This is a genomic window from Falsiruegeria sp. JB4-1 (assembly GCF_055693495.1).
The window spans coordinates 1,877,217-1,900,921 of record NZ_JBVFTZ010000001.1; the positions used below are offsets into that span (position 1 = coordinate 1,877,217).

At 55.9% G+C, this 23,705-nt stretch carries 17 protein-coding genes and 5 pseudogenes; 10 read left to right on the forward strand and 12 right to left on the reverse strand.

Annotated features, from left to right (window positions below; all coding sequences use genetic code 11):
* Positions 1 to 21: 21 nt before the first annotated feature.
* Positions 22 to 767 (forward strand): annotated as a pseudogene (locus tag ACZ1HE_RS09630) (DUF2189 domain-containing protein).
* A 162-nt stretch (positions 768 to 929) separates the two neighbouring features.
* Here ACZ1HE_RS09630 and ACZ1HE_RS09635 read toward each other — a convergent pair.
* The 3 genes from ACZ1HE_RS09635 to ACZ1HE_RS09645 all read right to left on the reverse strand — a co-directional run bounded on the left by ACZ1HE_RS09635 (position 930) and on the right by ACZ1HE_RS09645 (position 3,356).
* Entirely contained in the window at positions 930 to 1,052 is a 123-nt protein-coding gene (locus ACZ1HE_RS09635; protein ID WP_472620559.1) for a hypothetical protein, read from the reverse strand.
* Entirely contained in the window at positions 1,049 to 2,206 is a 1,158-nt protein-coding gene (locus tag ACZ1HE_RS09640) for an aromatic ring-hydroxylating oxygenase subunit alpha (protein WP_472620560.1), read from the reverse strand. The genes ACZ1HE_RS09635 and ACZ1HE_RS09640 overlap by 4 nt, the downstream gene beginning before the upstream one ends.
* Positions 2,207 to 2,597: 391 nt before the next feature.
* Positions 2,598 to 3,356, reverse strand: coding sequence for a helix-turn-helix domain-containing protein (locus ACZ1HE_RS09645; protein WP_472620561.1), 759 nt, complete (start codon positions 3,354 to 3,356; stop codon positions 2,598 to 2,600).
* A gap of 262 nt (positions 3,357 to 3,618) precedes the next feature.
* On the opposite strand from ACZ1HE_RS09645, the gene ACZ1HE_RS09650 reads away from it, so the two are divergent.
* A complete protein-coding gene (locus tag ACZ1HE_RS09650; protein WP_472620562.1) occupies positions 3,619 to 4,020 on the forward strand; it encodes a hypothetical protein in 402 nt (133 codons plus the stop codon).
* A 25-nt stretch (positions 4,021 to 4,045) separates the two neighbouring features.
* Here ACZ1HE_RS09650 and ilvN read toward each other — a convergent pair.
* Together ilvN and ACZ1HE_RS09660 are read right to left on the reverse strand one after the other, a co-directional pair.
* Positions 4,046 to 4,605: pseudogene (ilvN, locus tag ACZ1HE_RS09655) on the reverse strand (acetolactate synthase small subunit).
* Positions 4,606 to 4,680: 75 nt separating this feature from the next.
* On the reverse strand, positions 4,681 to 6,432 hold the full coding sequence (locus ACZ1HE_RS09660; RefSeq protein ID WP_472620563.1) for an acetolactate synthase 3 large subunit: 1,752 nt from the start codon (positions 6,430 to 6,432) through the stop codon (positions 4,681 to 4,683).
* Between the two features lie 420 nt (positions 6,433 to 6,852).
* Between ACZ1HE_RS09660 and ACZ1HE_RS09665 the strand changes: the two genes are divergently transcribed.
* The gene (locus ACZ1HE_RS09665; protein WP_472620564.1) at positions 6,853 to 7,701 is read left to right on the forward strand and encodes a HalD/BesD family halogenase; all 849 of its coding nucleotides are present in this window, start codon (positions 6,853 to 6,855) and stop codon (positions 7,699 to 7,701) included.
* 105 nt (positions 7,702 to 7,806) lie between these two features.
* On the opposite strand, the gene ACZ1HE_RS09670 is transcribed toward ACZ1HE_RS09665, so the two are convergent.
* Both ACZ1HE_RS09670 and ACZ1HE_RS09675 read right to left on the reverse strand, forming a co-directional pair.
* Positions 7,807 to 8,454: a response regulator transcription factor gene (locus ACZ1HE_RS09670; protein WP_472620565.1), complete on the reverse strand. Its 648-nt coding sequence runs from the start codon at positions 8,452 to 8,454 to the stop codon at positions 7,807 to 7,809.
* Positions 8,451 to 9,882, reverse strand: a pseudogene (locus tag ACZ1HE_RS09675) (cache domain-containing protein). Before ACZ1HE_RS09675 ends, ACZ1HE_RS09670 begins: the two are co-directional and overlap by 4 nt.
* A gap of 247 nt (positions 9,883 to 10,129) precedes the next feature.
* On the opposite strand from ACZ1HE_RS09675, the gene ACZ1HE_RS09680 reads away from it, so the two are divergent.
* From ACZ1HE_RS09680 to ACZ1HE_RS09705, 6 genes are all read left to right on the forward strand, one after another.
* Positions 10,130 to 11,215: a TRAP transporter substrate-binding protein gene (locus ACZ1HE_RS09680; protein WP_472620566.1), complete on the forward strand. Its 1,086-nt coding sequence runs from the start codon at positions 10,130 to 10,132 to the stop codon at positions 11,213 to 11,215.
* Between the two features lie 111 nt (positions 11,216 to 11,326).
* On the forward strand, positions 11,327 to 12,262 hold the full coding sequence (locus tag ACZ1HE_RS09685) for a TRAP transporter small permease subunit (RefSeq protein ID WP_472620567.1): 936 nt from the start codon (positions 11,327 to 11,329) through the stop codon (positions 12,260 to 12,262).
* A gap of 17 nt (positions 12,263 to 12,279) precedes the next feature.
* Positions 12,280 to 14,634: a TRAP transporter large permease gene (locus ACZ1HE_RS09690; RefSeq protein ID WP_472620568.1), complete on the forward strand. Its 2,355-nt coding sequence runs from the start codon at positions 12,280 to 12,282 to the stop codon at positions 14,632 to 14,634.
* Between the two features lie 278 nt (positions 14,635 to 14,912).
* Positions 14,913 to 15,797 carry a M48 family metalloprotease gene (locus tag ACZ1HE_RS09695; protein WP_472620569.1) on the forward strand — a complete coding sequence of 295 codons (885 nt, stop codon included), beginning with the start codon at positions 14,913 to 14,915 and terminating at the stop codon, positions 15,795 to 15,797.
* A complete protein-coding gene (locus ACZ1HE_RS09700; protein WP_472620570.1) occupies positions 15,772 to 16,368 on the forward strand; it encodes a peptidoglycan recognition protein family protein in 597 nt (198 codons plus the stop codon). The genes ACZ1HE_RS09695 and ACZ1HE_RS09700 overlap by 26 nt, the downstream gene beginning before the upstream one ends.
* Positions 16,369 to 16,419: 51 nt before the next feature.
* Entirely contained in the window at positions 16,420 to 17,025 is a 606-nt protein-coding gene (locus ACZ1HE_RS09705; RefSeq protein ID WP_472620571.1) for a hypothetical protein, read from the forward strand.
* Between the two features lie 6 nt (positions 17,026 to 17,031).
* Here the strand turns inward: ACZ1HE_RS09705 and ACZ1HE_RS09710 are convergent, their stop codons facing one another.
* The 5 genes and pseudogenes from ACZ1HE_RS09710 to ACZ1HE_RS09730 form a co-directional block, all read right to left on the reverse strand.
* Complete coding sequence (locus ACZ1HE_RS09710) at positions 17,032 to 18,120, reverse strand: DUF2855 family protein (protein WP_472620572.1); 1,089 nt, start codon at positions 18,118 to 18,120, stop codon at positions 17,032 to 17,034.
* A 147-nt stretch (positions 18,121 to 18,267) separates the two neighbouring features.
* Positions 18,268 to 18,657, reverse strand: a complete 390-nt coding sequence (locus ACZ1HE_RS09715; protein WP_472624425.1) for a VOC family protein — start codon at positions 18,655 to 18,657, stop codon at positions 18,268 to 18,270.
* Between the two features lie 109 nt (positions 18,658 to 18,766).
* Positions 18,767 to 19,582: an arginyltransferase gene (locus tag ACZ1HE_RS09720; protein WP_472620573.1), complete on the reverse strand. Its 816-nt coding sequence runs from the start codon at positions 19,580 to 19,582 to the stop codon at positions 18,767 to 18,769.
* Between the two features lie 209 nt (positions 19,583 to 19,791).
* Positions 19,792 to 20,229, reverse strand: a complete 438-nt coding sequence (locus ACZ1HE_RS09725; RefSeq protein ID WP_472620574.1) for an RDD family protein — start codon at positions 20,227 to 20,229, stop codon at positions 19,792 to 19,794.
* Between the two features lie 78 nt (positions 20,230 to 20,307).
* A pseudogene (locus ACZ1HE_RS09730) lies at positions 20,308 to 20,744 on the reverse strand (DUF2852 domain-containing protein).
* A 179-nt stretch (positions 20,745 to 20,923) separates the two neighbouring features.
* On the opposite strand from ACZ1HE_RS09730, the pseudogene ACZ1HE_RS09735 reads away from it, so the two are divergent.
* A pseudogene (locus ACZ1HE_RS09735) lies at positions 20,924 to 23,703 on the forward strand ([protein-PII] uridylyltransferase family protein).
* The last annotated feature ends 2 nt before the right edge of the window (positions 23,704 to 23,705 follow it).

Here is a 23,705-nt window from a genome sequence, read left to right on the forward strand (position 1 = left end):
AAACCCTTTGGCGTTCCACCAATGCGCCCTGCAACTGGTCAGATGTTAACAGAATCGCTCAAGTTGGGATGGGCGGATTTCAGAAAAGCTCCGCTTTATGGCCTCTTTTTTCAGGTGTTTACGTGCTGGCGGGTTGGGCCATGTACTGGATCACCGTCAACACCGGCACGACCTTTTGGCTGGTTTTGGCAGCCATCGGGTTCCCGCTTGTCGGGCCCTTTGCTGCAGTGGGGTTGTATGAAGTATCCCACCGCCTGAAACTTGGGCAATCGCCAGAGTTTAAAGCGATTTTGGGCGTTGTCATTCAGCAAAGCCGCCGTCAGTTGCCTTCGATATGTGCCATCATTGTCGTGGTATTTTTGTTCTGGTTCTTCCTGGGGCACATGATTTTCGCTTTGTTTCTGGGCTTGTCCACGATGACCAATATTTCTTCGTCTTTTGAGGTTTTCCTGACCATGAATGGCCTGATGATGTTGGCTATGGGATCAGTTGTAGGGGCACTGTTTGCGCTTTTGCTTTATATGATCACAGTGCTGGCTATACCGATGCTTCTGGATCGCGAGTTGGATTTTGTGACAGCGATGATCGCCAGCTTTGCCTATGTAAGAACCAATTTCTTGGTGATGTTGGGATGGGCATTCTTTATTGCGGCTGTGACTTTTGCAGCGTTGTTGCCAGGCTTCTTGGGGCTGTTCTTGGTTCTTCCATGGCTTGGGCATGCAAGCTGGCACTTGTACGATCAGGTGACAGCGGATCGTTTCGCGTAAACGGCGTCCTTGCCTGCCCAACGGAAAGGGTGGTTTTCCATCAGGAATGTCGACGATGGGCTGGAACGTCTCAGTTCGTTTCCCGCCCTGCGCGCACAAGGCGTTCACGGATATCAGAGGCTTCGGGCAGGCCTAATTCCAATGCAAACACCATCGCATGGGTCAGAAAAAGCAGGTAGCGTCCATGTCCAAGGCCGCGTCAGCTGCTTCGATGTAAAGCCCAACCAGTGCAACTTTGTCTCCGGCGGCATGAGCCGCCAGAAGACGATCATTCAACTCCGTCATTCGGCGGCCTTTAATCCACGATAGTCTTGAATCTTGCCTGCGACCCAATCGTGGAATACATGCGTCGGCCCATCCATGACAGGAGAGAATCTGCCACCGTCAAACCCTGGTGCGGAACGACCTTTTTGCATGCCTTCGACAACAAAGATGTCTTCTTCGAAGACTGTTTTCCACTGTTCGGCATTCGCCTGTCGCAGATCGTGATCTGTTTCCGCTGTCGTATAGTACAGGTTCACATGCTCAACGGTTCGGTCCTGTGCTTCGGGAACCAGTATGATGGCAAAGCTGTGATCGCGGTGCACGCCAAGAAGTACGTTGGGGTAGACGGCAATATATTCTGCTGCTGTATCCCACTTCTCGCTTAGGCCCTCAAAGTCAGAGAAGGTCTTTCCATTTTCAGTCTTCAACTGACGATAAACCAGCGTACCCTGGCCTGAGAAGTTGCCTGGGTTTTCGATGTGGTAGTGGTCTTCCAGTCGCGAATAGCTGTTCAGTCCGGGATGCACCCACGGCAGGTGATAGCTTTCACAATAATTCTCGACAGCAAGTTTCCAATTGCAGTTGACGTGCAACTGAAATTTGCTGTCCTGGCCACCATGATGGATTGGCTGTGCGAACTCAGACCAGCGGTTCAACAGGTCACTATGAACGTCTTCAAATTCGGGGGCATCGCCTGAAATATTGATCCAAACCACATCCATCCAGATGTGGCTGCGCACTTCGATCAGTCCTAGAGTGGCTCGATCAATTCCCTCATGGGTATTGTGACCCGCGCCGCCCACATGTGGCGTGGACACCAACCGACCAGACGTAGAGTAGCACCAACTGTGATAAGGACAGCGAATGGCGCCTTCGATCTTGCGTGGTTCTTCTACAAGAATCATGCCACGATGTCGGCAGATATTTTGGAAAACCCGAACCACACCATCACGGTCTCGAACCAAGAGCAGAGGCATGCCAAGGAATGTCATCGGCACCGCATCGCCCAGTTCGGCAACGTCCGCGGCAACTGCAAGACCCGCCCAGCCTTCTACCAACAGAGCCTGATTTTCTTCGGCAAACATGTCGGGATCGGTGTAGTGCGCGTTTGGCAGGCCGTTGGCGCGTTCTATTGGCTGTCTTACATCCGATAGTGTCGTGGTGGCTTTGGTCATGGCGAGCTCCCTAAACTTGGGTTCCACTAAGCATGATACGTTCTGGTCATCCCATCAATCTGCGACGCGCATTTGCAAGAAACGACATAGGTGTCGATTCATCGGCTCTGATCCCTGCACTTGCCATTGAATGGTTGGATGTTTGTTGAGCGTTTTTTGGTCCGCCTTGAAAAACTGGTTCTTCGTCAAAGAAGAGCGCGCGCCTTGAGGATTTCCGGGGTCAGTTTAACATTTTTATAAATAAAAATAAGCAATTAAGAGCTTTGGGGGAGCGACTTGTTAGGAACGGAACTTGTTGATTTACAAGATCTGTTTTTGCGCTATCCCCCTAAGCTTGGAAAATGAACAACGTTACACTGTGCCTTGTGTAACCGCTGTCGGCCTATGGCACCTATCGAAACGGGTCCTGCGGCTGTAGTAGCCTCTGGTGAAAGGGCATCAGATCTTCTTCGGCTACAAACCCTGAGGTTCGCGCGGCCTCAAAAACTGCCGCTCGGTCCGTTCCCAGATATTCATAGACCATCCGTGCAGCCCGTGTGCCGGTGACGCTTTCACGAACCGTTCTCGTAACATACCCAACCCAGAAATTGTTCTCAAACGAGGCAATGCGCGACAGGTAGTTGAACGAGCAGGTCATCGATTTACGCCGCGAAATTACCATGGCGACACCGTCCTCTTGGCGCGTGACATAGCCACGGAACTCTCGTGCTCGCGCATCGGTTGAAAGGCCTTGCTGCGTCATAGCATCCTTGGCTTCGTAACCGCGAATGTAGGTTTGATTGTCCGTTCGGAAGACGAAGACCAAACCAACAATAAACTGAGTGTCGTTGACAAAGCTTCGACGGGAAAACCTGTAAAAACCGTTTGGAAAGGTTTCCTCAGGCAGGTTGTTGACACCTGCTCCAAAAAAGTCACCCAGAACGGGGCCGTTCAGAATTTGGCCTTGGGATGGAATGTCTAAAACAGGGTCTAGTAGGATGCGCGCATCAACGTCAAAAAAGACGCAGATCCGCTCCAGAACATCTGGTCTCGGAAAGCTCTCCCCGGATAAGTAGCGGTTAAATTGCGTCCTGTTTATGCCAAGCCTTCGCGAAAGCTCGGATATTGACGGGTATTGCCGGGCAAGAAAGCGCAAGTTTTCCCCAAACATATTGCGCAATTCCGCTGCAGCGTGCGAGTGGTTTTGGTCATTTGTGCCCCAGCACTGATTGTATTTTTCGTTCGAAAACAAAAAAGCGGGAGAGTGGACGCCGCTTTTAACCAACTATCACCGTACTGATGCTATTTAGCGTCAGTGGAGACGCGTAAATGCGTCACAAGGCTACTCAGGTGGACACAAAATGCAAGAGCGAGACGCTTAAATAAGCATGTTTGTGGCACACAAATTGTCCCAATCTTGAGAAAACAAAAGAATGGAACGGAATATGTTTGGTGTAGTTCTTTGGAGCGATCAAAATGATCGCAAAGCGGTCATTTGGTGCGAGGATCAAGGGGACCTTGCATTCTACCGCCATACGGATGAGACACAGGAAATCGCTCTTGAAGCGGGGGATTGGGTTCAATTTGATCTTGACGTGAAACGTCAACAGAGACTGGCTCGCAATCCAAGGTTGATTGAAGGCGGGGCGTGCCGATCTCTGCCGACCATGTTGATCGAGGCCAGAGAAGAGATGCTTGACGAGCAGGAAATTGCCAGCCCAGACAGTCCGGCGAGAACTGATAATGCACCGCTGACGGCAGAAATCATTCCATTCAGCTCGTCGGGTCGTCTTTCTGATACTGCTGTCGTGCAGGAAAAGGCCTGCCGCGCTTAAGCGGCAGGCTTTGATCGTTCAATAATCAGTCGCCGCGCAGCAATGCGGCGACACCGGTTCTTGCGATTTCGGACAAACCTAGCGGACGCATCAAATCCGCAAACGCGTCGATTTTGTCCGGTGCGCCAGTGATTTCGAACACGAAGGAGTTCAGCGTGCTGTCGACGACATTGGCACGAAAGATATCGGCCAGACGCAAAGCTTCGACGCGCTTCTCGCCATCTCCAACGACTTTGAGAATTGCAAGTTCCCGCTCAACCGCGGGTCCTTCGACGGTCAAGTCGTGAACGTCGTGAACTGAAACAATCCGGCCCAATTGAGCTTTGATCTGTTCGATGACCTGGGGGTGCCCGTCGTAACGATCGTAATCCGGCTGAGGTGACCGGTGTGATCCACCTCTGCCACTGTCAGGCTTTCGATATTGTACCCTCGTCCCGAAAACAGGCCGATCACGCGGGCCAAAACACCGGGTTCGTTTTCCACCAGAACTGCAATGGTGTGACGTTCCTGAACATCTGAAAAATTCGGACGTAGGTTGTATGCTGAATGACGCTGAGCGCCTTTTTTGATATGTAGGGCAGACATTTAAGTCCCTTTCCTAAAGTCGTTGGCGCAGTTGGCTTTGGTTTGCGCCGAATTCTGTAAGACAGGCGATGCGGGTTAAACCAGCACCGAACCCTTTGAATCGATCACGCCCTGCGTCTCGGCTTCGCCAAGCAGCATTTCGTTGTGTGCCTTGCCCGATGGGATCATCGGGAAGCAGTTCTCGTGCTTTTCGACGAGGCAGTCAAAAATCACCGGGCCATCGTGGTTGATCATCTCCATGATCGCATCGTCAAGGTCTGCCGGGTCGGAACACAGGATACCTTTGGCACCAAAGGCCTCGGCGAGCTTGACGAAGTCGGGCAGCGCTTCGGACCAGCTGTGTGAGTAGCGCTCGCCATGCAGCAATTCCTGCCACTGGCGGACCATGCCCAAACGTTCATTGTTCAGGATGAACTGTTTCACGGGCAGGCGATATTGGGCAGCGGTGCCCATTTCCTGCATATTCATCAGCCAGGATGCCTCACCGGCGACGTTGATCACCAGCGATTCAGGGTGCGCCATCTGCACACCGATGGAGGCGGGAAAGCCATAGCCCATGGTGCCCAGACCGCCGGAGGTCATCCAGCGGTTGGGATCTTCGAATCCCAGGTATTGCGCCGCCCACATCTGGTGCTGACCCACCTCGGTCGTGATGTAGCGGTCGTGGTTCTTGGTCAACTCTTCAAGGCGCACAAGCGCTTGCTGCGGTTTGATTGTCTTGCCTTCTTGCGTGAAAGCCAGGCAGTTGACCTTGCGCCAGTCGCTGATCTGCGCCTGCCACTGGGCTACATTTGCGGTATCAGTCTTGCGCCCACGCGATTTCCAGACCTTCAGGATGTCTTCGAGCACATGGGCCACGTCACCAACAATCGGGATATCAACGCGGATCACCTTGTTGATCGATGAGGGGTCGATGTCGATATGCGCCTTGGTCGAGTTCGGGCTAAAGGCGTCGATGCGGCCGGTGATGCGGTCGTCAAAACGGGCACCGATGTTGATCATCAGGTCGCAGTCGTGCATCGCCATATTGGCCTCATAAAGACCGTGCATGCCCAGCATCCCGATCCAGTTGTCACCCGATGCGGGATAAGCGCCAAGACCCATCAGGGTTGAGGTGATCGGGAAACCCGTGGCGTCCACCAACTCGCGGAGCAGCTGGCTGGCCGCCGGGCCGGAATTGATCACGCCACCGCCGGTGTAGAAAACCGGCTTTTTGGCAGTTTCGATTGCGGCAACCAACTCGGTAATCTCTTCCATGTCGCCTTTTACAACAGGCTGATAATGTGAAGCAGAGGGTTTGGGCGGTTGGTATTCACCATTGGCAAACTGAACATCCTTTGGGATGTCGATCAGCACCGGGCCTGGGCGGCCTGCGGTTGCGACGTGGAACGCCTCGTGCAGGGTTTCAGCGAGCTTGTCCGTTTCTTTCACCAGCCAGTTGTGTTTGGTGCAGGGGCGGGTGATGCCCACCGTGTCGGCCTCTTGAAAGGCGTCCGAGCCGATCATGAAGGTTGGCACCTGACCGGTCAGAACCACGATCGGGATCGAATCCAGCAACGCATCCGTCAGGCCGGTCACCGCGTTGGTAGCCCCAGGGCCGGATGTCACCAGCGCAACGCCGGGTTTACCGGTTGAGCGCGCATATCCTTCTGCGGCATGCACCGCGCCCTGTTCGTGGCGGACCAGGATGTGGCGGATGTCATTTTGCAGGAAAATTTCATCATATATCGGCAGAACAGCGCCGCCTGGATATCCAAAGACGGTGTCGACGCCCTGATCCTTAAGGGCTTGAACCACCATTTTTGCGCCGGTCATTTCACGTGTCATCTGCTTTGCTCCATTGGCGACATGCGTCCTGTTTGCATAAAAAAAGCCCCCGAACTTTCGGAGGCGCATGGGTCTGATTGTGGTCTACCGTCACCGGCCCATGCGCGTTGTTCCTACGATTACGACTAGCGAGTTCATTGCCAGCGGCTCCTTTTAGCTTGGAGGCGACATTATGAGCGGCGCGCGGGGTCGTCAACAGGCAATGTGATGGAATTTATGACCCGGTGGGGTGTTTTTTGCGACATTTTCTTGCGCAAACCCACGGGTGCGACGAAATATCCGCGAAGTGACCCTGCGTTGCACCTGTTTGACGGGGATATCTGAGGTCTGAAACCGTCATCGCCTTGTCCAAAATGTGCCAGATCAGCCAACTTTGGAGTGGCAGTCTGAAAGCAATGAGAAGTTTTCAGGAGGTGAGCGATGGAAATACAAGATCTTGTGGATTTGGGTCGCTATCCAATCGACCGCCCCGACAGCGCCGCCTTTGAACGCATGATCATGGATTTGCGACGCGAGCTGGATACAGATGGGTGTGCTGTGCTTCCGGGGTTTGTGCATGACACCGGGATCACGGAGCTGGTGAGGGAGGCGGACAAAGTAGCACCTTGTGCGCATCGCTCGTTTGGTCGCACTAACGCGTATTTCAGCCAGGACGACCCCAAGCTGCGGCGCTCGCACCCGATCCGGCAGTTCTTTGAGCGCTCGAACGCATTTGTGCCAGCCGATAACTTCCCGGCCAAGGGTCCGTTACGGCGGATCTATGAGCATCCAGGGTTCATGCCGTTCATTCGTGCGGCGTTGAATGAACCAGAGGATCGGTTTTTTCGCTATGACGACCCGCTGGCGGATGTGATCATCAACGTGGTGGAAGAGGGGCAGGGGTTCCCCTGGCATTTCGACACCAACAATTTCACGGTGACGCTTGCGATCCAGAACGGCGAGACCGGTGGCCAGTTTGAATATGTGCCTGGATTGCGCACAGGCGAGGACGAGAATTTCGACGGGGTTGCCCGAATACTGGAAGGCGACATGAGCAACGTGCGTCAGTTGGAATTGCAGCCGGGCGATCTGCAAATTTTCAAGGGGCGCTATTCCTTGCACCGCGTGGCGGCCGTCAAAGGCACGCGGACTCGATATGTTGGGATTTTTTCCTTTGTCGAGACCGAAGGCATGTGCGGTGGTGTAGAGCGTACCAAGCAGCTTTATGGTCGTGTGTTGCAGCACCATCATGACCGCGAAGGGCGTCGATCAGATCTGCTGTTGGACTAATCCGGAAACGCTCCCGCCCGGTTCACGTGCATCATAGATGCTCTGCAACCGGTTGGGCGCAGCAGCCCTGCGGGGCGTTGCCCCTTGTGCTGCGCGGCGTCGCGTCTAGAGAGGCGCGCCGGTGCCTTGAAGCATCCCGTGTTCCATCGCGTAGCGGGTCAGGCCAGCGGTAGAGGAGATGCCCAGCTTGCGTTTGATGTTCTTGCGGTGCGTTTCTACCGTGCGGACCGAGATATCCAGCGCAATGGCCACTTCTTTGTTTGATTTGCCCTGCGCCAACTGCAGCAAGATGGTTTGTTCGCGCCCGGTCAGCGCTTCGCGCGTCGTACCAACCTTGGGTTCCAGCGATCCTTTGGCCCCGGTACAAAGATAGCGTTCGCCTTGCATTACGGTATCAATGGCTTGTTTGATCTCGTCTGTGGGCACATCCTTAAGCACGTATCCCATGGCTCCGTGGCTGAGCGCGGTGGAGATGTATTCGGGGCTATCGTGCATCGAAAGGATCAGGATGCGGGTATCGGGGGCACGTTCCAGCAAAATCTCGGTCGCGGACAGCCCGCCCAGGTTAGGCATGTTCAGATCCATCAAGATCACGTCCGGCTTCAGGGTGCCGGTTTGGTCAACCGCTTCTTGTCCATTGCCGAGCGTGCCGACAACTTCGATATCGTCATAACTTTCCAGGATCGACTGGATCCCTTCGGCGACCATCGGGTGATCGTCGACGATCAGCACGCGAACCGGTTCATGTGTCATGACGTCATCTCCTTGGGCGCGGTTTCGTCCTGTGGCGGCAACAGATGCGAGAGAGGCAGATGCACCTCGATAACCGTTCCGCTTTGCGCGCCGCGTGATGACAGAATGCGCAGGGTGCCGTCAAGCTGCTCGATCTCGTTCCTGCATGTTGCGCAGGCCAAGGCCAGAACTCACGTGATCGGGACCCGAGCGGATGCCGCGCCCATTGTCGGTGATCCGCATGGTGGCGCCTTTCTTGTGGCCGCGCAGGTCCATGGTGACATGGGTGGCCTCGGAATGGCGTTCGATGTTTGTCAGCGCCTCTTGTGCAATACGATAGAGTGCGATCTTGGCGTCCTGGTCCAGGCGGTTGCGGAAGACCACCGTGGTAAACTCGGTCTCGATCCCCGTTCGCTCGCTGAAATCATCCGTCAGCGCCTTGAGCGCCGGGCCAAGACCCAGATCGTCCAGCACACCGGGACGCAGATCGCGGCTGATGCGGCGCACCTCGGTGATTGCTGTCCCAAGTGTGTCCAGCCCCTTGTCCAACGGCGCGGCCGCCCCGTCATGATCGCCCCGTGCCAATCGGCGGCGGGTGTTGTCAAGCGCGTAGCGGATGCCCACCAGCATCTGGCTGATACCGTCGTGAAGCTCGCGGGCCACGCGACCGCGTTCTTCTTCTTGCGCGTCGAACACCCGCTGGGTCAGTTCCTTGAGTTTGGCGTCTGCCAGGCGGCGTTCGCGGATGTTCAGCATCATACCGGACAGGAACACGGTCAGCAGGGCGCCCAGTGTGATCGCGCCGATATAAACAAATGTGCGCTGCACACGCGCCTCAACCTCGGCCCGGGCTGCGGCGACCGACGCTAGGACGTCGTCGATGAACACTCCCGTTCCAACGGCCCAACGCCAGCTTTGAAAGCCGGTGACATAGGCGACCATCTGCGCTTCTTCCCCGGTGGATGGCTTGGGCCACATAAATGTGTGCCAGCCTGCGCCCTGTCGCGCCAATCGGATCAATTCGTCCACCACCGGCGTGCTGGCGCTGTCTGTCAAACCGGCCCAGTTTTCATTGATCATCTCGGTCTGGCGGGGGCTGACGATATTGGTTCCGTCATATTCGTAGACAAAAAAGAACCCGTCGGTGCCATAGATCATCGCCGACAGGATCTGCGTGACCTGATCCTTGGCCTGTTGGTCGTCGGGCTGCGCTGAGCCGTAGATGTAATAGAACCCGTTGCGGGCTTGGGTCACGTAGTTGCGCAGTTCGGCTTTCTTGGCCTCGAGAAGCTGTTGTTCCAACGCGTCTATCTCGCGTTCGGCCAAGGCGCGGCTTTGATAGGCGACCAGCGCGGCAATGGCCGCCACGGCGCAAACCAACGGCAGCGTCGCCAGCAGCGAGAGCTTTTGCGCATAGTTTGGGCGTAGGATGTTGGTCAGAAACCGCATGGCGAATCGATACGAGAAGTCGCGCCAAAAAGCAAAGAGGCATAGAAAATACATGTAACTGCGCAGAGCTGCGGACGTGAATTTAGCAACTTTTACAGTGTCAGAAGCAAAAAATCCGGCTTTCTACGCAGTAGTAGGTATTCACATCAAAGTGAGGGTCGCTAGGCTTGGCCACACTGGAAACGATCCGTCCGTGCCTTTCATGAGGGGGCTCGGGCAATGTACAATTTTGGGAGGAATGTCTCTGATGGATCGCCGTTCTTTTTTGAAAACATCCGCACTAGGCGGAAGCGCCGCAGCCGCCACCACTCTGGCAGCACCGGCCTATGCCCAAGGTAAGCGGACCCTGACCATGGTTCAGTCCTGGCCCCGCGGCTTTGCGGTTCTGGATGATGCGGCCAGCTATATGGTCGAAATGGTTGGCGCCATGTCTGACGGTCAGCTGACCATCGACAAGAAAGCACCGGGCGAGCTGGTGGGCGCGCTGGAAGTGTTCGACGCCGTATCGTCGGGCCAGGCGGACATGTACCACTCGGCCGACTACTATTTCATCGGTCAGCACCCGGGTTACGCCTATTTCACCGCCGTTCCGTTCGGCGGCACCGCTCAGGAAGTCACCAACTGGTACTACCATGGCGGCGGCGAAGAGCTGCACGATGAACTGGGTGAGATCTTTAACCTGAAAGGCCTGCTGGCCGGTAACTCGGGCTCGCAGTCCGGTGGTTGGTTCCGCAAGGAAATCAACTCGGCCGCTGACTTCAACGGTCTGAAGTTCCGTATGCCGGGTCTGGGTGGCAAGGTTCTGGGTAAACTGGGCGCATCCGTGCAGAACATCCCCGGTGGCGAACTGTATCAGGCGCTGTCGTCGGGTGCTCTGGACGGTCTGGAGTGGGTTGGCCCGATGGCAGACGAACGCGCCAGCTTCCAGGAAGTTGCCAAGGTCTACTACACTGCGGGCTTCCACGAGCCGGGTTCGGCTCTGGCGGCTTCGGTCAACCTGGACGTCTGGAACGACCTGACACCGCAGCACCAGGCAATCCTGCGCAACGCGTCGATGGCCGTGACACACTATCAGCTGTCGGAAACCCTGGCCAACAACGGTGCCGCGCTGGCCCGTCTGCAGGCGCAAGGCGTCAAGACCCTGCAATTCTCGGACGATGTTTGGGATGCATTCGGCCAGGCGTCGGCAGAGGTCATGGACGAGAACATGGGCGACGAGATCTTTGCAAAGATCCGTGGTTCGTTCGAAGAGTCGCTGGCGAACTCGGCGTCCTGGATCAACAAGTCGGACGGTTACTACGTTCAGCAGCGCGTTCGCGTTCTGGGCGGCTAAGCCACTATTTGAAACGAAAGAGGCCCCGATGCGGGGCCTCTTTTGCAGTGCACCCGGCACTGCCTGAGCAGACCCCAAAGACGGGTCACGGGGAATACACTGGGGGACACCATGCAGGAAGAGAGTACTGCGAGCATCGGCTCGGCGTTCGGCGCCCTATGGAATGGGTTGCTGTGGACGCTGCAAAACTTGGCCGAAGCATTTTTGAACATTGGATACGCCATCGCGAACCCGTCGATGTGGCTGGACTGGTCCAACAAGGAAGCAGTCATGCGCTTCGTCTATTACGGGGGATCGGTGGAGTTCTTCTTTGCCGTTTTTGTTATTGTCCTGGTGATCACCATCATCGGTATGATCCGCAACCAATTCATGTGGGGTTGCGTGCGCGTCCTGGAAGGGTTCGCCAACACGGTTGGTCGCTTCTTTGCCTGGGCCGGTCTGCTGATGGTGCTGCAACAGATCATCATCGTCTTCATGCAGCGGATTTTCACCCGTCCCGACATCGTGTTCGGGTTTGGTGTCCCGTTGCAGTACGACATCAGCTGGTATGCTGAAGAACTTAAACTTTACAATGCCTTGGTGGTCGCTCTTTGTGTGACATATACCTTTGTGCAGGGCGGGCATGTGCGCGTTGACTTGATCTATTCGGCGGTGCGGTTCCGCACCAAGAAGGTCATCGACATGTTTGGCTCGGTTTTCTTCATGATCCCCACGGCCGTGCTGATCTGGATGTATGGTTGGTACTTCATGTGGCGCCACCTGATCGTGCCGAAACCATCGGCCAGTGACACGCTGGACCGCTTGCTGCTGAAATCGCGTGCGATGCGGTGGAACGTGGAAACCATTGGCTTTTCGCCCAACGGGTTCACCGCCTACTTCATCTTCAAGATCCTTCTGGTGGCTTTTGCCGGTCTGGTCTTCATCCACGCGATTGCTTTCTTCTACCGCTCGTATCTTGAGTTCGTAGAAGGCGAAGGCAGCGAAAACAAATACCTCGACAAGGACAGCCTTGGAGAGGGTGAAGAAGCCTATGAAGGCGCTCATTGAGAATAGGAACCTGAGCTATGCTATTCGGTCTTGATGGCGTCGAAATCGGCCTCATTATTGTTTTCTTCTGCCTCTTCGGGGGCATTCTATCCGGCTTTCCGGTGGCTTTTGCCATCGGTGGTGCCGGGATCATTTCCTTTGGTATCATCGCCGCGCTCGACAGCGCGGGGCTGCTGATCCACCAGGCAATCGACACCTCGTCCACGGTCTATCGCGATCTGGTCAATTCCGGCGTCAAACCGGACTCGATCTCGGTCTTCCGATATCCGGAATTGCCAAGGGTGGCCGAAGCGGTTTTCCCCAAGGGCTGGGAAGTTGCGATGGACCGCAACGTTTCGTTCATCGTGAACCGCATCAACGAGCGTGTTCTGGCGGGGCAGTCGATTGAAACCCTGCTGGCGGTTCTGATGTTCGTTCTGATGGGCATCACGCTGGAACGGTCCAAGATCGCTGACGACTTGCTGACCACCATGGCGCGCGTCTTTGGCCCGCTGCCCGGCGGTCTGGCGGTGTCGATTGTTGTTGTGGGTGCGTTCCTGGCGGCGTCGACCGGTATCGTTGGCGCAACCGTGGTGACCATGGGCCTGCTGGCGTTGCCGACGATGTTGCGCAACGGGTATTCGCCCGAGCTGGCAACCGGTGTTATCGCGGCATCGGGCACGCTGGGGCAGATCATTCCGCCCTCGATCGTGATCGTTCTGCTGGGCACTTTGGCGGGTGACCTCTATTCCGCCGCGCAGGAGAGTCGCGCGGTTGCAGCGGGTTGTACCGACGCATTGACCTACCTTGGCAAGCCTGCGGTTGTTTCTGTCGGTACGCTGTTTCAGGCGGCGCTGCTGCCGGGGATCATGCTGGCGCTGCTCTATGCGCTTTATGCCTTCGGCTATGCGATGCTGAACCCGGACAAGGCGCCTGCGGTGGCCTTGGGCAGTTCCAACAACGAACCGATCACGCGCAACGAGGGCCTGCTGTGGTTCCTGGCGGCACCCATCGGTCTGGTTGGCGGCGCGTTCCTTTTGGGCAGCGTGGGTCTAATTGGTTCGCAGGACATCACCGTGTCGGCGTTCTCGGACATTGGCGAAGGCGCCAGCTTGCGCACTAACGTTGGTCCTGAATGTCAGGCGTCGATGATCGAACTGCATGGGCAAGAGGCATGGGATGCCGCTCTGACCGAGCAACAAGCGATCAACGATGAAGGAGGCGTCACGCAAAGCGAACGCCTGAGCGACGAACAGATCGCCGAGTCCCGTCAGGCTAAGATCGACGCAGCCGCGCCAATCGGTTCGGGGCTGGCGGTTCTGGCGGTGCTTTTGGGTCTGACCCTGATCCTGGGTCGCGGCATCGCGCCGTCCAAGGACACCAAGCCACTGATCGTGGGGACCATTGGCCTGTTGCTGATGGTGCTGGTGGACATCCTCTTTGTGAAACCCACCACGTCTTCGGGCGTGATGGCGGTGATGTTGGCCATTCCTGCGGTCATCACGCTCTATGGCTGTAAAGAGGCCGCAATTCGCGCCACCAAGAATGAGCTGATCCGGGTGGTCTTCCCACCGCTGGTTCTGATCATCGCGGTTCTGGGTTCGATCCTGGGCGGCATCACCAACCCGACACCGGCTGCGGCGCTTGGGGCAGGCGGGGCCATCATGCTGGCGGCCTATCGCAAGCTGCAGGACGACGGGCGTTCGGGCAAGGTGATCATCATGTCCACCTTCGCGATCCTGATCTGTATCCTGGTGGGTGTGAACTTTGACCTGCGGATCAATCAGGACGGTGTGAGTGTTGAAACCTGGATCGCGTTCTTTGTTGCCTATGCGGCGTACCTTTATGCGCTGTTCGGTTTGATCTTTGCCTGCTGGGTTCTGTACGGCGGCGGGGTTCTGACACCAGTGGTTCGCGAGACTGCCAAGGTTACATCTATGGTGTTCACCATCTTGATCGGCTCTCAGCTGCTCAACCTGGTGGTCATCTCCTTTGGTGGTGAGCACTACATCCAGCAATTCCTGAAGAGTTTCGACAACGAGTTCACGGTCTTCCTGATCGTGATGCTGGTGCTCTTCATTCTGGGGTTCGTGCTCGACTTCCTGGAGATCATCTACATCGTGATCCCGATTGTGGGCCCGGTGATCTATGGCGGGTCGTTTGACCCGAAGTGGGTCACGATCATGGTGGCGGTGAACCTGCAAACCTCGTTCCTGACGCCACCCTTTGGCTTTGCGTTGTTCTACCTGCGAGGCGTAGCACCCAAAGAGGTCACGACAGGGCACATCTACCGCGGGATCCTGCCATTTGTGCTGATCCAGGTGGCGGGGCTTGCGATCCTCTGGACCTTCCCCAGCATCGTGACGATTGTCCCGGACCTGATCCCCAACTGATGACGGATCACTGGTCAAGGGCCATGCAATTGGCTCGCAGCGCCAGAGACTGATGAAATAGAAACGTCCCGCCAATTTGTTGGTGGGGCGTTTTTTTTGGGGAAGGCCGTCAGTAATAAACCGTGACCGTAATGCTTGGTGGACAACATTTGGGCGCTTCAGTCGCGGCACATAGCCCACCCCTTCGAATCGTTGAAGTGAACGCAGAAGTGACTTTTACTTGCTTGGGAGACCGGCGATCCTTCATCGGTTCATGACGGCCAAGTAAAGGAAAACGCATGACAAAGACGTATTTGCGCGCCATCTCAATCTTGTTTCTTGGGATGCTGGGGACGCAGTCCATGGCACAGACACGACTTCACCTGCATGGCCAGGATCATCTGTGTTCCTTTGCCCCGGACGAGGTGTTCGAGGATCAGATCTATTCGTTTTCCTCCAGCCAGCAGGCCGAGGATATGGTGGCACAGATCCTGTCGACCGTGGGGCTTGTTCCGCGGTTCCGGATTTACGCGGCCAACGTGCCGAATGCGGCTGCGGTGATCGACGGCGAAGAGCGGTTGATCGTCTACAGCGAGGATTGGATTCAGAACAGCATTTCGAACAACCGTTGGGCTGCCGTTGCACTTCTGAGCCATGAAATCGCTCATCACCTTAATGGGCACACTCTTGAAGCTGGCGGAAGCCGCCCTCCGACCGAGCTGGAGGCAGATAAATTCGCAGGCTTTGCCGTCGGAAAACTGGGCGGATCTCTGCAAGAGGCACAATGGCTGTTCCGTCAGCTTTCGGCAGAAGGGAGCGACACGCACCCACCCAGAAGTGCAAGGCTTGAGGCCGTGGCCGTGGGTTGGCGCGATGCCACCGGGGGGCAGGTCATCCAGACGCCGGTTGTCACCAACGCGCCCACATCCGGGTCTGTAAGTGGGGATTGGTTCGTCATCGCCGGATCTTACCCGCATGCCGCCGGAAATCAGGCAAAGGAATTGCTGCAATCTCTGCAAAGCAACGGAATTGACGCGCGTTTGATCAGCACTGATGACTATTCCAAACTTCGCAACGGGCTGTATTCGGTGGTGGTCGCGTCCAGCAGCCGGGCCTCGGCCTTTGCGCAGTTGGACACAGTCAAACGCCACGTCCCCGATGCCTATGTCAAAAAAGGCAACTGAGTTGCGGCTTGCCCTGACCCTTGCAGTGTTGGTCGTGGCAAGCCCTGTTGCGGCGTTGGATATCGTGAAGCGCGGCGAATGGGGGGCAAAGCCGCCTCTGTTCGAAATGTCGCGGCAGGTGCCGGATCGAATTACCATTCATCACACCGCCACGCCCCAACGGCAAACCCAAACTATGGAACAAAAGCTTCGTTCGCTTCAGGCGTTTTCGCAAAGCAATGCCAAACTTGCGGATGGGCGGACAAAACAGGCGTGGGCTGACGTCCCGTATCATTTCTATGTCGATGCCACGGGCCGTGTGGGCGAGGGGCGGGCGCTTGATTTTGTCGGTGACACCAATACAAACTATGATCCGACAGGTCATATTGCCGTGGTCGTCGAGGGCAACTTTGAGATTGAAACGCCGAATGACGCTCAAATTCACGCCTTGACCCAGCTGATCCAAGAGCTGTCCGACACGCATGGCATTTCCACCGACCACATCGGGCATCACGGAACATTTGCCAGCACGTTGTGCCCTGGTGCAAATCTGGCGAATGAATTGCCGGAGATTCTTGCGGCCATCAACTAACGGGGCACGAGCCGAATTCAACAGCAAACCAAAAGTATCGAAATTCAACCATTGAACCCCGCCCATCAGCGTGATGCGTTCCTGCTGGCAACGGAGGTCTTTTCCCAAGCCAGCACATTGCACAAGGCGCTTGGTGTGCGGCTGGAGGATTACCGCGCTTACCTCTGGCCCGGGTTTCGGGACATGGTCGAACAGCGGCTGTCCGTGATCGCACTCGACACACAATCCGGCGCAGTTGTCGGGTGCATGATTGTCACCGACTTTGCAGATCAACCAACGGGCAATGTCAGGGCGTACCCTGTGATGGCCCCGCTTGTTGCTCTGACAGCGACCTTGGAACACCAGTACCAAACCAAAAGAAACCTATCGCGGGGTCAGGCCATTCTGGTTGATATGGGCGCTGTCCTGCCCGAGAATTCAGGCGGCGGCATCTATCAGGCGATGCGCGCCCGGGTGCACGAGATTGCCAAGGCCAAGGGCTACGGCCTGGTTGTCGGAGAGCTGTCCTCGGCCGCCACGCAACATGTCGTGTTGAACCGTCTTGGCCATGATCGGGTCGCCGAGGTCAGTTTCCAGGACTTTGAATTTGAAGGGTCTTACCCTTTCCGCGGGATCAAAGACCCAAGAACCATTGTACTGTCCGAAGGGCACCTGTGACGGGCCTCATCCGCTCAGGGACACGGTCCAGGCGCGATTAGGCGGGGTTTTTCCGGCAAGCACGTCTTGATACGCAGATAGGGCTTGATCGGCTCCCTGGGCGTGAGTGATCTCCAGCCAGGCAGAGCTTTTGTGCATCGCTTGTGTCCAGAACACGCCCGAGCGGCGTTCGAACTCGCCAGGACCCCAGTCGGCCTTGCGTTTGGCAATGTGACCGGGGGCAAAGAACATCTCGGACCGGTCGCGAATATAACCGTCGCCCATGCCCGCGTCGGAATGATGGGTCAGGCCGACGTGGCTGGTGAAACGCATGTTGTCGCCCAGATGTTGATGCAGTCGCGAGATCACTGGACCAGAACCGGACATATCGATGATCAGAGTGGGAACATTGTTCACCCCAGTCTCGATCTGATCATAGGTGAGTACCTGGTCATAGAGGTTCAGCGCGTCAACTTTGGCCTTGTTTCCAGTCGACGTCAGGCCAACAATCTTGGGCGCGTTCGGATCAGCTCGAAAAGCATAGCCTGTACCGATCCCGGTCTTAGACGAGGCAGACACGATCAGCACTTGTTCAGCACCGTACCATTCACCCGCGAGTGCAAAGTCGTAAAGGCAGAAGGATGTCGCATAAAGCGGCCAGAGCACCATGCGCATGTCATCGGTTCCAGGGTCATCGTTTGGATCATTCGAAAGGCGCAAATAGCGATTATAAACGGCAGCGAGCTTGGAGCGATGGTCCGAGCCGTCAAAAAACACCATGTCATCTACCCGCTTCGGTTCTAGCAGAGCATGGCTGCTCATGGGCCAATACCCATAGAGCCTCTCCCCGACTGAAATCCCGTCTACTCCGCTGTGTTCGACATAGCCGATGCCCCAAACCGGAATAACTCCAAAGGAAGGGTCGGAGGTGGGAAAAAACTGCCAGTAACCAATTCGGTCGCCAACGACGCCATAGGTGACATTGTTGGCCGTCAATCCAAAGCGTGACACACGGACTAGAACCTTGCCGTCCAGTTCGGTCGGCAGTTCGGCGTACGAAGTACGTGTTTTGGCGAGGTCAGACTTGTAAACTTCGAGTGTTGTGATTCCAGGCATCCGATCCTCCACTTTGGGATGAAGCTAAAGTGTTTCATGTTGCTTTTACAGGGAAATGCCGACCGCTTGGCTTCGAGGGCAACTTGTGGGTTTGAGCTGGCTAACCATACAGCCGCAGTATCGGGGCATTTCATGAATAGAATTGCATCATGAAAATTGGATTAGATCCCAGCGGTTCCCAAATGGATCTTTCCATACCGCAACCATCCCATAGGGTTCAGATCTCGGCACCTCTTCGAATTCTATGCCTTGTTCGATCATCTTCGCATGATCCGAGGCAAAGTTGGTCGTTGCCAGGAAAAACCCTACTCGCCCGCCGGTTTGCTTACCTACGGCCGCAGATTGTTCCGGCCCATCGGCCTTGGCCAGAATAAGAGAACAGTTTCCTTCTCCTTGTGGAGAAACACGGACCCAGCGTTTCCCTCCGCCCAGGTTTTCATCCTGATTAAGAGTGAACCCCAACTTTTCTACGTAGAAGTTGAGGGCTTGATCATAGTCTGGCACCACAAGGGTGACGGCAAAAAGATGCTGCGACATAGTTGGTGCGGCCTCATGGTGTTTCAGGAGCTTGCTGGCGATCTGTGTCGCGCAATAGGTCAACCGGATGAGTTTTGCACCCAACCGGTTTTTTGAGATCGGCGGGACCTCAGGTGGCGCGGCGGTCCGGCAATTGAATATTGGCGACCTGTTCAGCGATCGGGTCGGTTGACAGAGGGTGTGAAGCAGCTTTGTAGTCATCAGGGTCGGTCATTGTCTGCCATTCCCCATTGATATAGATCTCTAAGCCTGAGAACCGGGCCTTGTACCCCATTTTGGGGCTGCCTGGCACCCAATACCCCAGATAAACATAGGGCAAATCAGCTTCCCTTGCGATTTCGATATGATCCAGGATCATGTACGTGCCGAGAGAATGCGACCGGAATTCCGGCTCGTAGAACGAATACACCATGCTCAACCCGTCTTCGAGTACGTCTGTCAAACTGACTGCTGCCAGAGCGTCGGTTTCACGTTCACTGTATTCGATGACCCTGCTGCGGATCGGGGTCTCTTCGATCATTGCCGCAAATTCGAACACATCCATGTCGGCCATGCCGCCGTCCGCATGCCGCCTATCCAGGTAGCGACGAAACAATTCGTATTGCTCGTCCGTGGCCCAGGGAGATGTCGCTCTGCGCCCAAGGTGAGCGTTACGTTTGAGAGTGCGCCGTTGACTTTTGTTGGCTGCAAAATCGCTGACTTTGATCCGTGCAGACAAGCAAGCCGAGCAATCAGCACATGAAGGGCGGTACAAAACGTTCTGCGAGCGCCTGAACCCCTGTCGTGACAGGGCATTGTTCAGCTGATCCGCGCCCTCACCCTGAAGCGCAGTGAACAGTTTTCGCTCCATGCGATCTTCGAGATACGGACAGGGCTGCGGGGCCGTCACATAAAACTGAGGTACAATCGGCAGCGTATGGCGCATTAAAAACTCTTACAGGCGGCTCGCGGGTTCAAAGAATGATAGCAACCGATCTTGAGGCCGCCAAGTGGCGAATGCAAAGCCCTTGGGCTGCCTGTCCTGCTTGCCCTACGGGAGAAGGAGTTTCGTCAGGAATATCGAAGGCGGGCGGGGGGCTTCGGTCAGATTGGGCTTGGACCCTTGCTGCCGAAGACATTGCAGGTATGTACTGCTCAGGCGACAGCGCGACGGTTCAAGGCCACAGTGCCAATCATACTGTCGGTCAACCCCTGAGCACGTGCACTTGTCAGCATCATGATTACTGAGATGATTTGCAGGACAGGCAGGGCCATCGAGACGGTATAGCCTGCGGTATGGGCAAGGGCGAGGCCTCCATCCAGGCGAGCGCCACGGGCGTCACGCAATTCGATCCCGACAAAGCGCATGCCCCACGTTGCCGAGCCACTGGAAATTGTCGCAACCCGATAGGCAAATCCGATGATCAGATACAACAATGGCCAGACAAAAAGCCCGACAAATGCGGTCATGAGAACGGCAACCACACTCAGAGCCAGAATAACGCAACTGTCCAATATCCAGGCAAACAGTCGTTTCATGGCCACGGTTTCATAAAACTCGGGCTGGTGGTCGGGATGGGGGAGGTGTGTCATTTTGCTCACGACTAGGTTTAGAGGAGGTACCATGACCCTCACCCTGTTGGGCGAGGGTCGCTGGGAAAATCCTGAGGATCAGGCTGCGTCGTCTTTTTTGTCGTCGTCAAGGTTTGCAGCGTCACGGGCACGGTCGTCCATGAACTGATCGAATTCGGATTTATCCTTGGCTTCGCGAAGACGCTCTAGGAAAGCTTCGAAATCGACCTGTTCCTGTTCCAGGCGGGCCAGGGTGTCGGCCTTGTACGAGTCAAAGGCGGTGTTTCCGGTTGAACGCATGGCGTTCATACCATGGCGTTTCCACGACTTGCGATGGCGGCTGCAGGATTTGCTGAACATTCGGTCACTCCAGATCATGTAGAACAGAAGGGCAAGGCCAATGGGCCAGAAAAAGACAAAGCCAAGGACCATAGCAGCGATCCAGGCGCCTTTGCCTTTGCTATCAAGCCAGGCTTCGGTGCGATGCAGCCAGCCCGGATTGGACGGGGGGCAACGGGTTCGGTCATTGAAGTCATTGTCAGTCTCTCCAGATCAAGGTTTATGTGAATGCCTTTCACATTGTGATAGATGGGGGCTGTACCTTCGTATGCAAGAGGTGATGTAAATGTTTTTTACATTTTGCTCATTTCTGGGTGCCCAAATAGAAAAACAAGACGCATTGACCTTAGCGACCCGGAATGCACACCCTGCTTTTATGACAAGAGCATTGCAAATCACCCGCGTACCCCGAGCATTTGATCCGTCCCTTGGAGACGAAATCCTGTCCAAATTTCCCTCTCTGGCTGGCGAACGCACCGATTTGATCAGCGGAACCGCCGCAACAAGTCCTTACTTGAAGGAACTTCTCGAACATGAGGCGGAGTGGGTAGCACAGGCGCTGGACGATCCGGAACAGTCTGCTAACGGTGTTTTTGATGCGTGTCGCATGTTGCCCTTTGATCAGATCAAGCCAGGACTGAGACAGGCAAAGCGCCGGATTGCTCTGCTCACTGCACTTGCCGATTTGTCAGGAGGTTGGTCGCTGGAGCAGGTCACAAGAGTTCTGACTGATTTTGGTGCGCTGGCGGCAGATGTTGCCGCCAAAGGAGAGATTGCCAATCTGATCCGTCGGAAAAAGTTGCCGGGGCAAACCGAGGACGACGTCCAAGACGCCGGGGGATTGATTATTCTGGCTATGGGAAAGATGGGCGCATATGAGCTGAATTACAGTTCTGACATCGACCTGATCGTGTTGTTTGACGAGACACGCTATGACCCGGACGACTTCTATGATGTCCGGCAGGGGATGGTCCGGGCCACACGGAACTTTTGCGCGGCTCTAAGTGATCGAACTGCAGAAGGTTACGTGTTCCGCACCGATTTGCGATTGCGCCCTGATCCGGCAGTAACACCTGTTTGCCTGGCGACCGAGGCCGCCGAGCGATACTATGAAAGCTTGGGCAGAACCTGGGAAAGGGCGGCGTATATCAAGGCGCGTGCCTGTGCAGGTGACATCGCCGCAGGCGAGCGTTTTCTGAAGACACTCACACCGTTCGTGTGGCGGAGGCACCTGGACTTTGCCGCCATTCAGGACGCACATGACATGCGTCTGCGTATTCGTGAAAACAAGGGCACAGGCGGGCCAATCACGGTTCCGGGCCATGATATGAAGCTGGGTCGGGGCGGTATCAGAGAGATCGAGTTTTTCACCCAGACTCGCCAATTGATCGCTGGCGGGCGCGACCGGGATCTGCGCGTTAGGGGCACAGTTCCGGGTTTGGCTGGTTTGGCCTCCAAGGGCTGGATTCCAACTGATGTGGCTGAACGCCTGACCAACCATTACCGGGCCCACCGGGATGTAGAGCACCGGATTCAGATGATCCATGACGCCCAAACACACAAAATGCCCAAATCCGATGATGGAATTCGGCGCATCGCCTGTTTGATGGATGTTGATGTCGACAGGTTGCAGGGTGACCTGAAGGAGAGGCTGACCGAAGTGCACGACCTGACAGAGGGGTTCTTTGCTCCCGATGCTGCACCAAATCCAGCTGCCGAAGCCGCACCGGTTGAGTTTGACACTGACATCATCTCACGATGGACAACTTATCCCGCCTTGAGATCGGCACGGGGGCGCAGATATTCGAGCGTCTCAAACCGGAACTGCTCACGCGACTTGCCCGAACGGCTAAGCCGGAAGAGGCGCTTGTGGCGCTTGACGGGTTTCTTGCTGGCTTGCCTGCTGGTGTGCAGCTGTTTTCCTTGTTCGAGGCCAACCCACAACTAATCGACCTGTTGGTGGATATTGTCGGAACTTCTCATGCCTTGGCCGAGCACCTGTCGCGCAACTCTTCGGTATTCGACGCCGTTATCGGGGGCTCGTTCTTTGACGATTGGCCAGGGCAGGGGGCGTTACAAGCGGAACTGACCGAGGCTCTTGAGGCTGAGACCGACTATGAGCGGCAACTGGACATGGCGCGGCGTTGGACCAAGGAATGGCATTTCCGTGTTGGCGTCCACCATTTACGTGGCCTCATAGGAGCCGAGCTCGCCGGTCAACATTACGCCGAGCTGGCCAATGCCGTGATCGCGGCAATCCTGCCGGTGGTACAAAAGCAGTTCGCAGCAAAACATGGTCCGGCACCGGGACGAGGCGTTGCCGTGCTTGGAATGGGGTCATTGGGTGCTGAGCGACTGAATTCGATGTCTGATCTGGACCTGATTGTGATCTATGATCCGATGGACGACGACATGTCTGATGGTCCTCGTCCCTTGGCGACACGGCCGTACTTTGCCCGCTTTACTCAGGCGTTGATTACGGCGCTGACGGCACCGATGGCCCAGGGGCGGCTCTACGAGGTGGACATGCGATTGCGCCCCTCGGGCAGTCAGGGACCGGTTGCGACCAGTTGGGGAAGCTTTACCAACTACCAGACAAACGAGGCCTGGGTATGGGAACATCTGGCTTTGACCCGTGCCCGGGCTGTTACAGGCGAAAAGGGTTTGCAAGAAGACATTGAAAATTTCCGTCGCGAGGTTTTGCAAACCCCTCGAAACCGCAACAAAATAATGACAGAGGTCAGCGATATGAGGGCGCGCCTTGCCGCTGCAAAACACCCCACGGGTGTATTGGATGCCAAGACCGGACCTGGCCGGATGCTGGACATCGAATTGATTGCGCAAACCGGGAGCCTTTTGGCAGGCAATCCTGCGCGGGATGTGCACTCGGGACTTGATGCAGCAGTCGCAGTTGACTGGCTGGATGTCGCAGAAGTTCGAACTCTGAAAGAAACCTATGATCTATGTTGGTCTGTACAAACTGCGGCGCGGTTGCTGTCAGGGCGTGGGATCGAGGCTGAGGAAATTGGCGAGGGTGGAGGCGCATTTCTATGCCGCAGCACTGGATTTGACCGGATTCAGGACCTTGAAGCTGATCTCGAATCTGGATACGCGCGCGCGGATGCGTTGATATCGGCGGCGTTGGAAAGGGGGTAGGG

Coding starts and splice junctions, on each gene's coding strand:
- ACZ1HE_RS09635 (WP_472620559.1), bottom strand. CDS start 1,052: ATGACGGAGTTGAATGATCGTCTTCTGGCGGCTCATGCCGCCGGAGAC.
- ACZ1HE_RS09640 (WP_472620560.1), bottom strand. CDS start 2,206: ATGACCAAAGCCACCACGACACTATCGGATGTAAGACAGCCAATAGAA.
- ACZ1HE_RS09645 (WP_472620561.1), bottom strand. CDS start 3,356: ATGTTTGGGGAAAACTTGCGCTTTCTTGCCCGGCAATACCCGTCAATA.
- ACZ1HE_RS09650 (WP_472620562.1), top strand. CDS start 3,619: ATGGAACGGAATATGTTTGGTGTAGTTCTTTGGAGCGATCAAAATGAT.
- ACZ1HE_RS09660 (WP_472620563.1), bottom strand. CDS start 6,432: ATGACACGTGAAATGACCGGCGCAAAAATGGTGGTTCAAGCCCTTAAG.
- ACZ1HE_RS09665 (WP_472620564.1), top strand. CDS start 6,853: ATGGAAATACAAGATCTTGTGGATTTGGGTCGCTATCCAATCGACCGC.
- ACZ1HE_RS09670 (WP_472620565.1), bottom strand. CDS start 8,454: ATGACACATGAACCGGTTCGCGTGCTGATCGTCGACGATCACCCGATG.
- ACZ1HE_RS09680 (WP_472620566.1), top strand. CDS start 10,130: ATGGATCGCCGTTCTTTTTTGAAAACATCCGCACTAGGCGGAAGCGCC.
- ACZ1HE_RS09685 (WP_472620567.1), top strand. CDS start 11,327: ATGCAGGAAGAGAGTACTGCGAGCATCGGCTCGGCGTTCGGCGCCCTA.
- ACZ1HE_RS09690 (WP_472620568.1), top strand. CDS start 12,280: ATGCTATTCGGTCTTGATGGCGTCGAAATCGGCCTCATTATTGTTTTC.
- ACZ1HE_RS09695 (WP_472620569.1), top strand. CDS start 14,913: ATGACAAAGACGTATTTGCGCGCCATCTCAATCTTGTTTCTTGGGATG.
- ACZ1HE_RS09700 (WP_472620570.1), top strand. CDS start 15,772: ATGCCTATGTCAAAAAAGGCAACTGAGTTGCGGCTTGCCCTGACCCTT.
- ACZ1HE_RS09710 (WP_472620572.1), bottom strand. CDS start 18,120: ATGCCTGGAATCACAACACTCGAAGTTTACAAGTCTGACCTCGCCAAA.
- ACZ1HE_RS09715 (WP_472624425.1), bottom strand. CDS start 18,657: ATGTCGCAGCATCTTTTTGCCGTCACCCTTGTGGTGCCAGACTATGAT.
- ACZ1HE_RS09720 (WP_472620573.1), bottom strand. CDS start 19,582: ATGCGCCATACGCTGCCGATTGTACCTCAGTTTTATGTGACGGCCCCG.
- ACZ1HE_RS09725 (WP_472620574.1), bottom strand. CDS start 20,229: ATGACACACCTCCCCCATCCCGACCACCAGCCCGAGTTTTATGAAACC.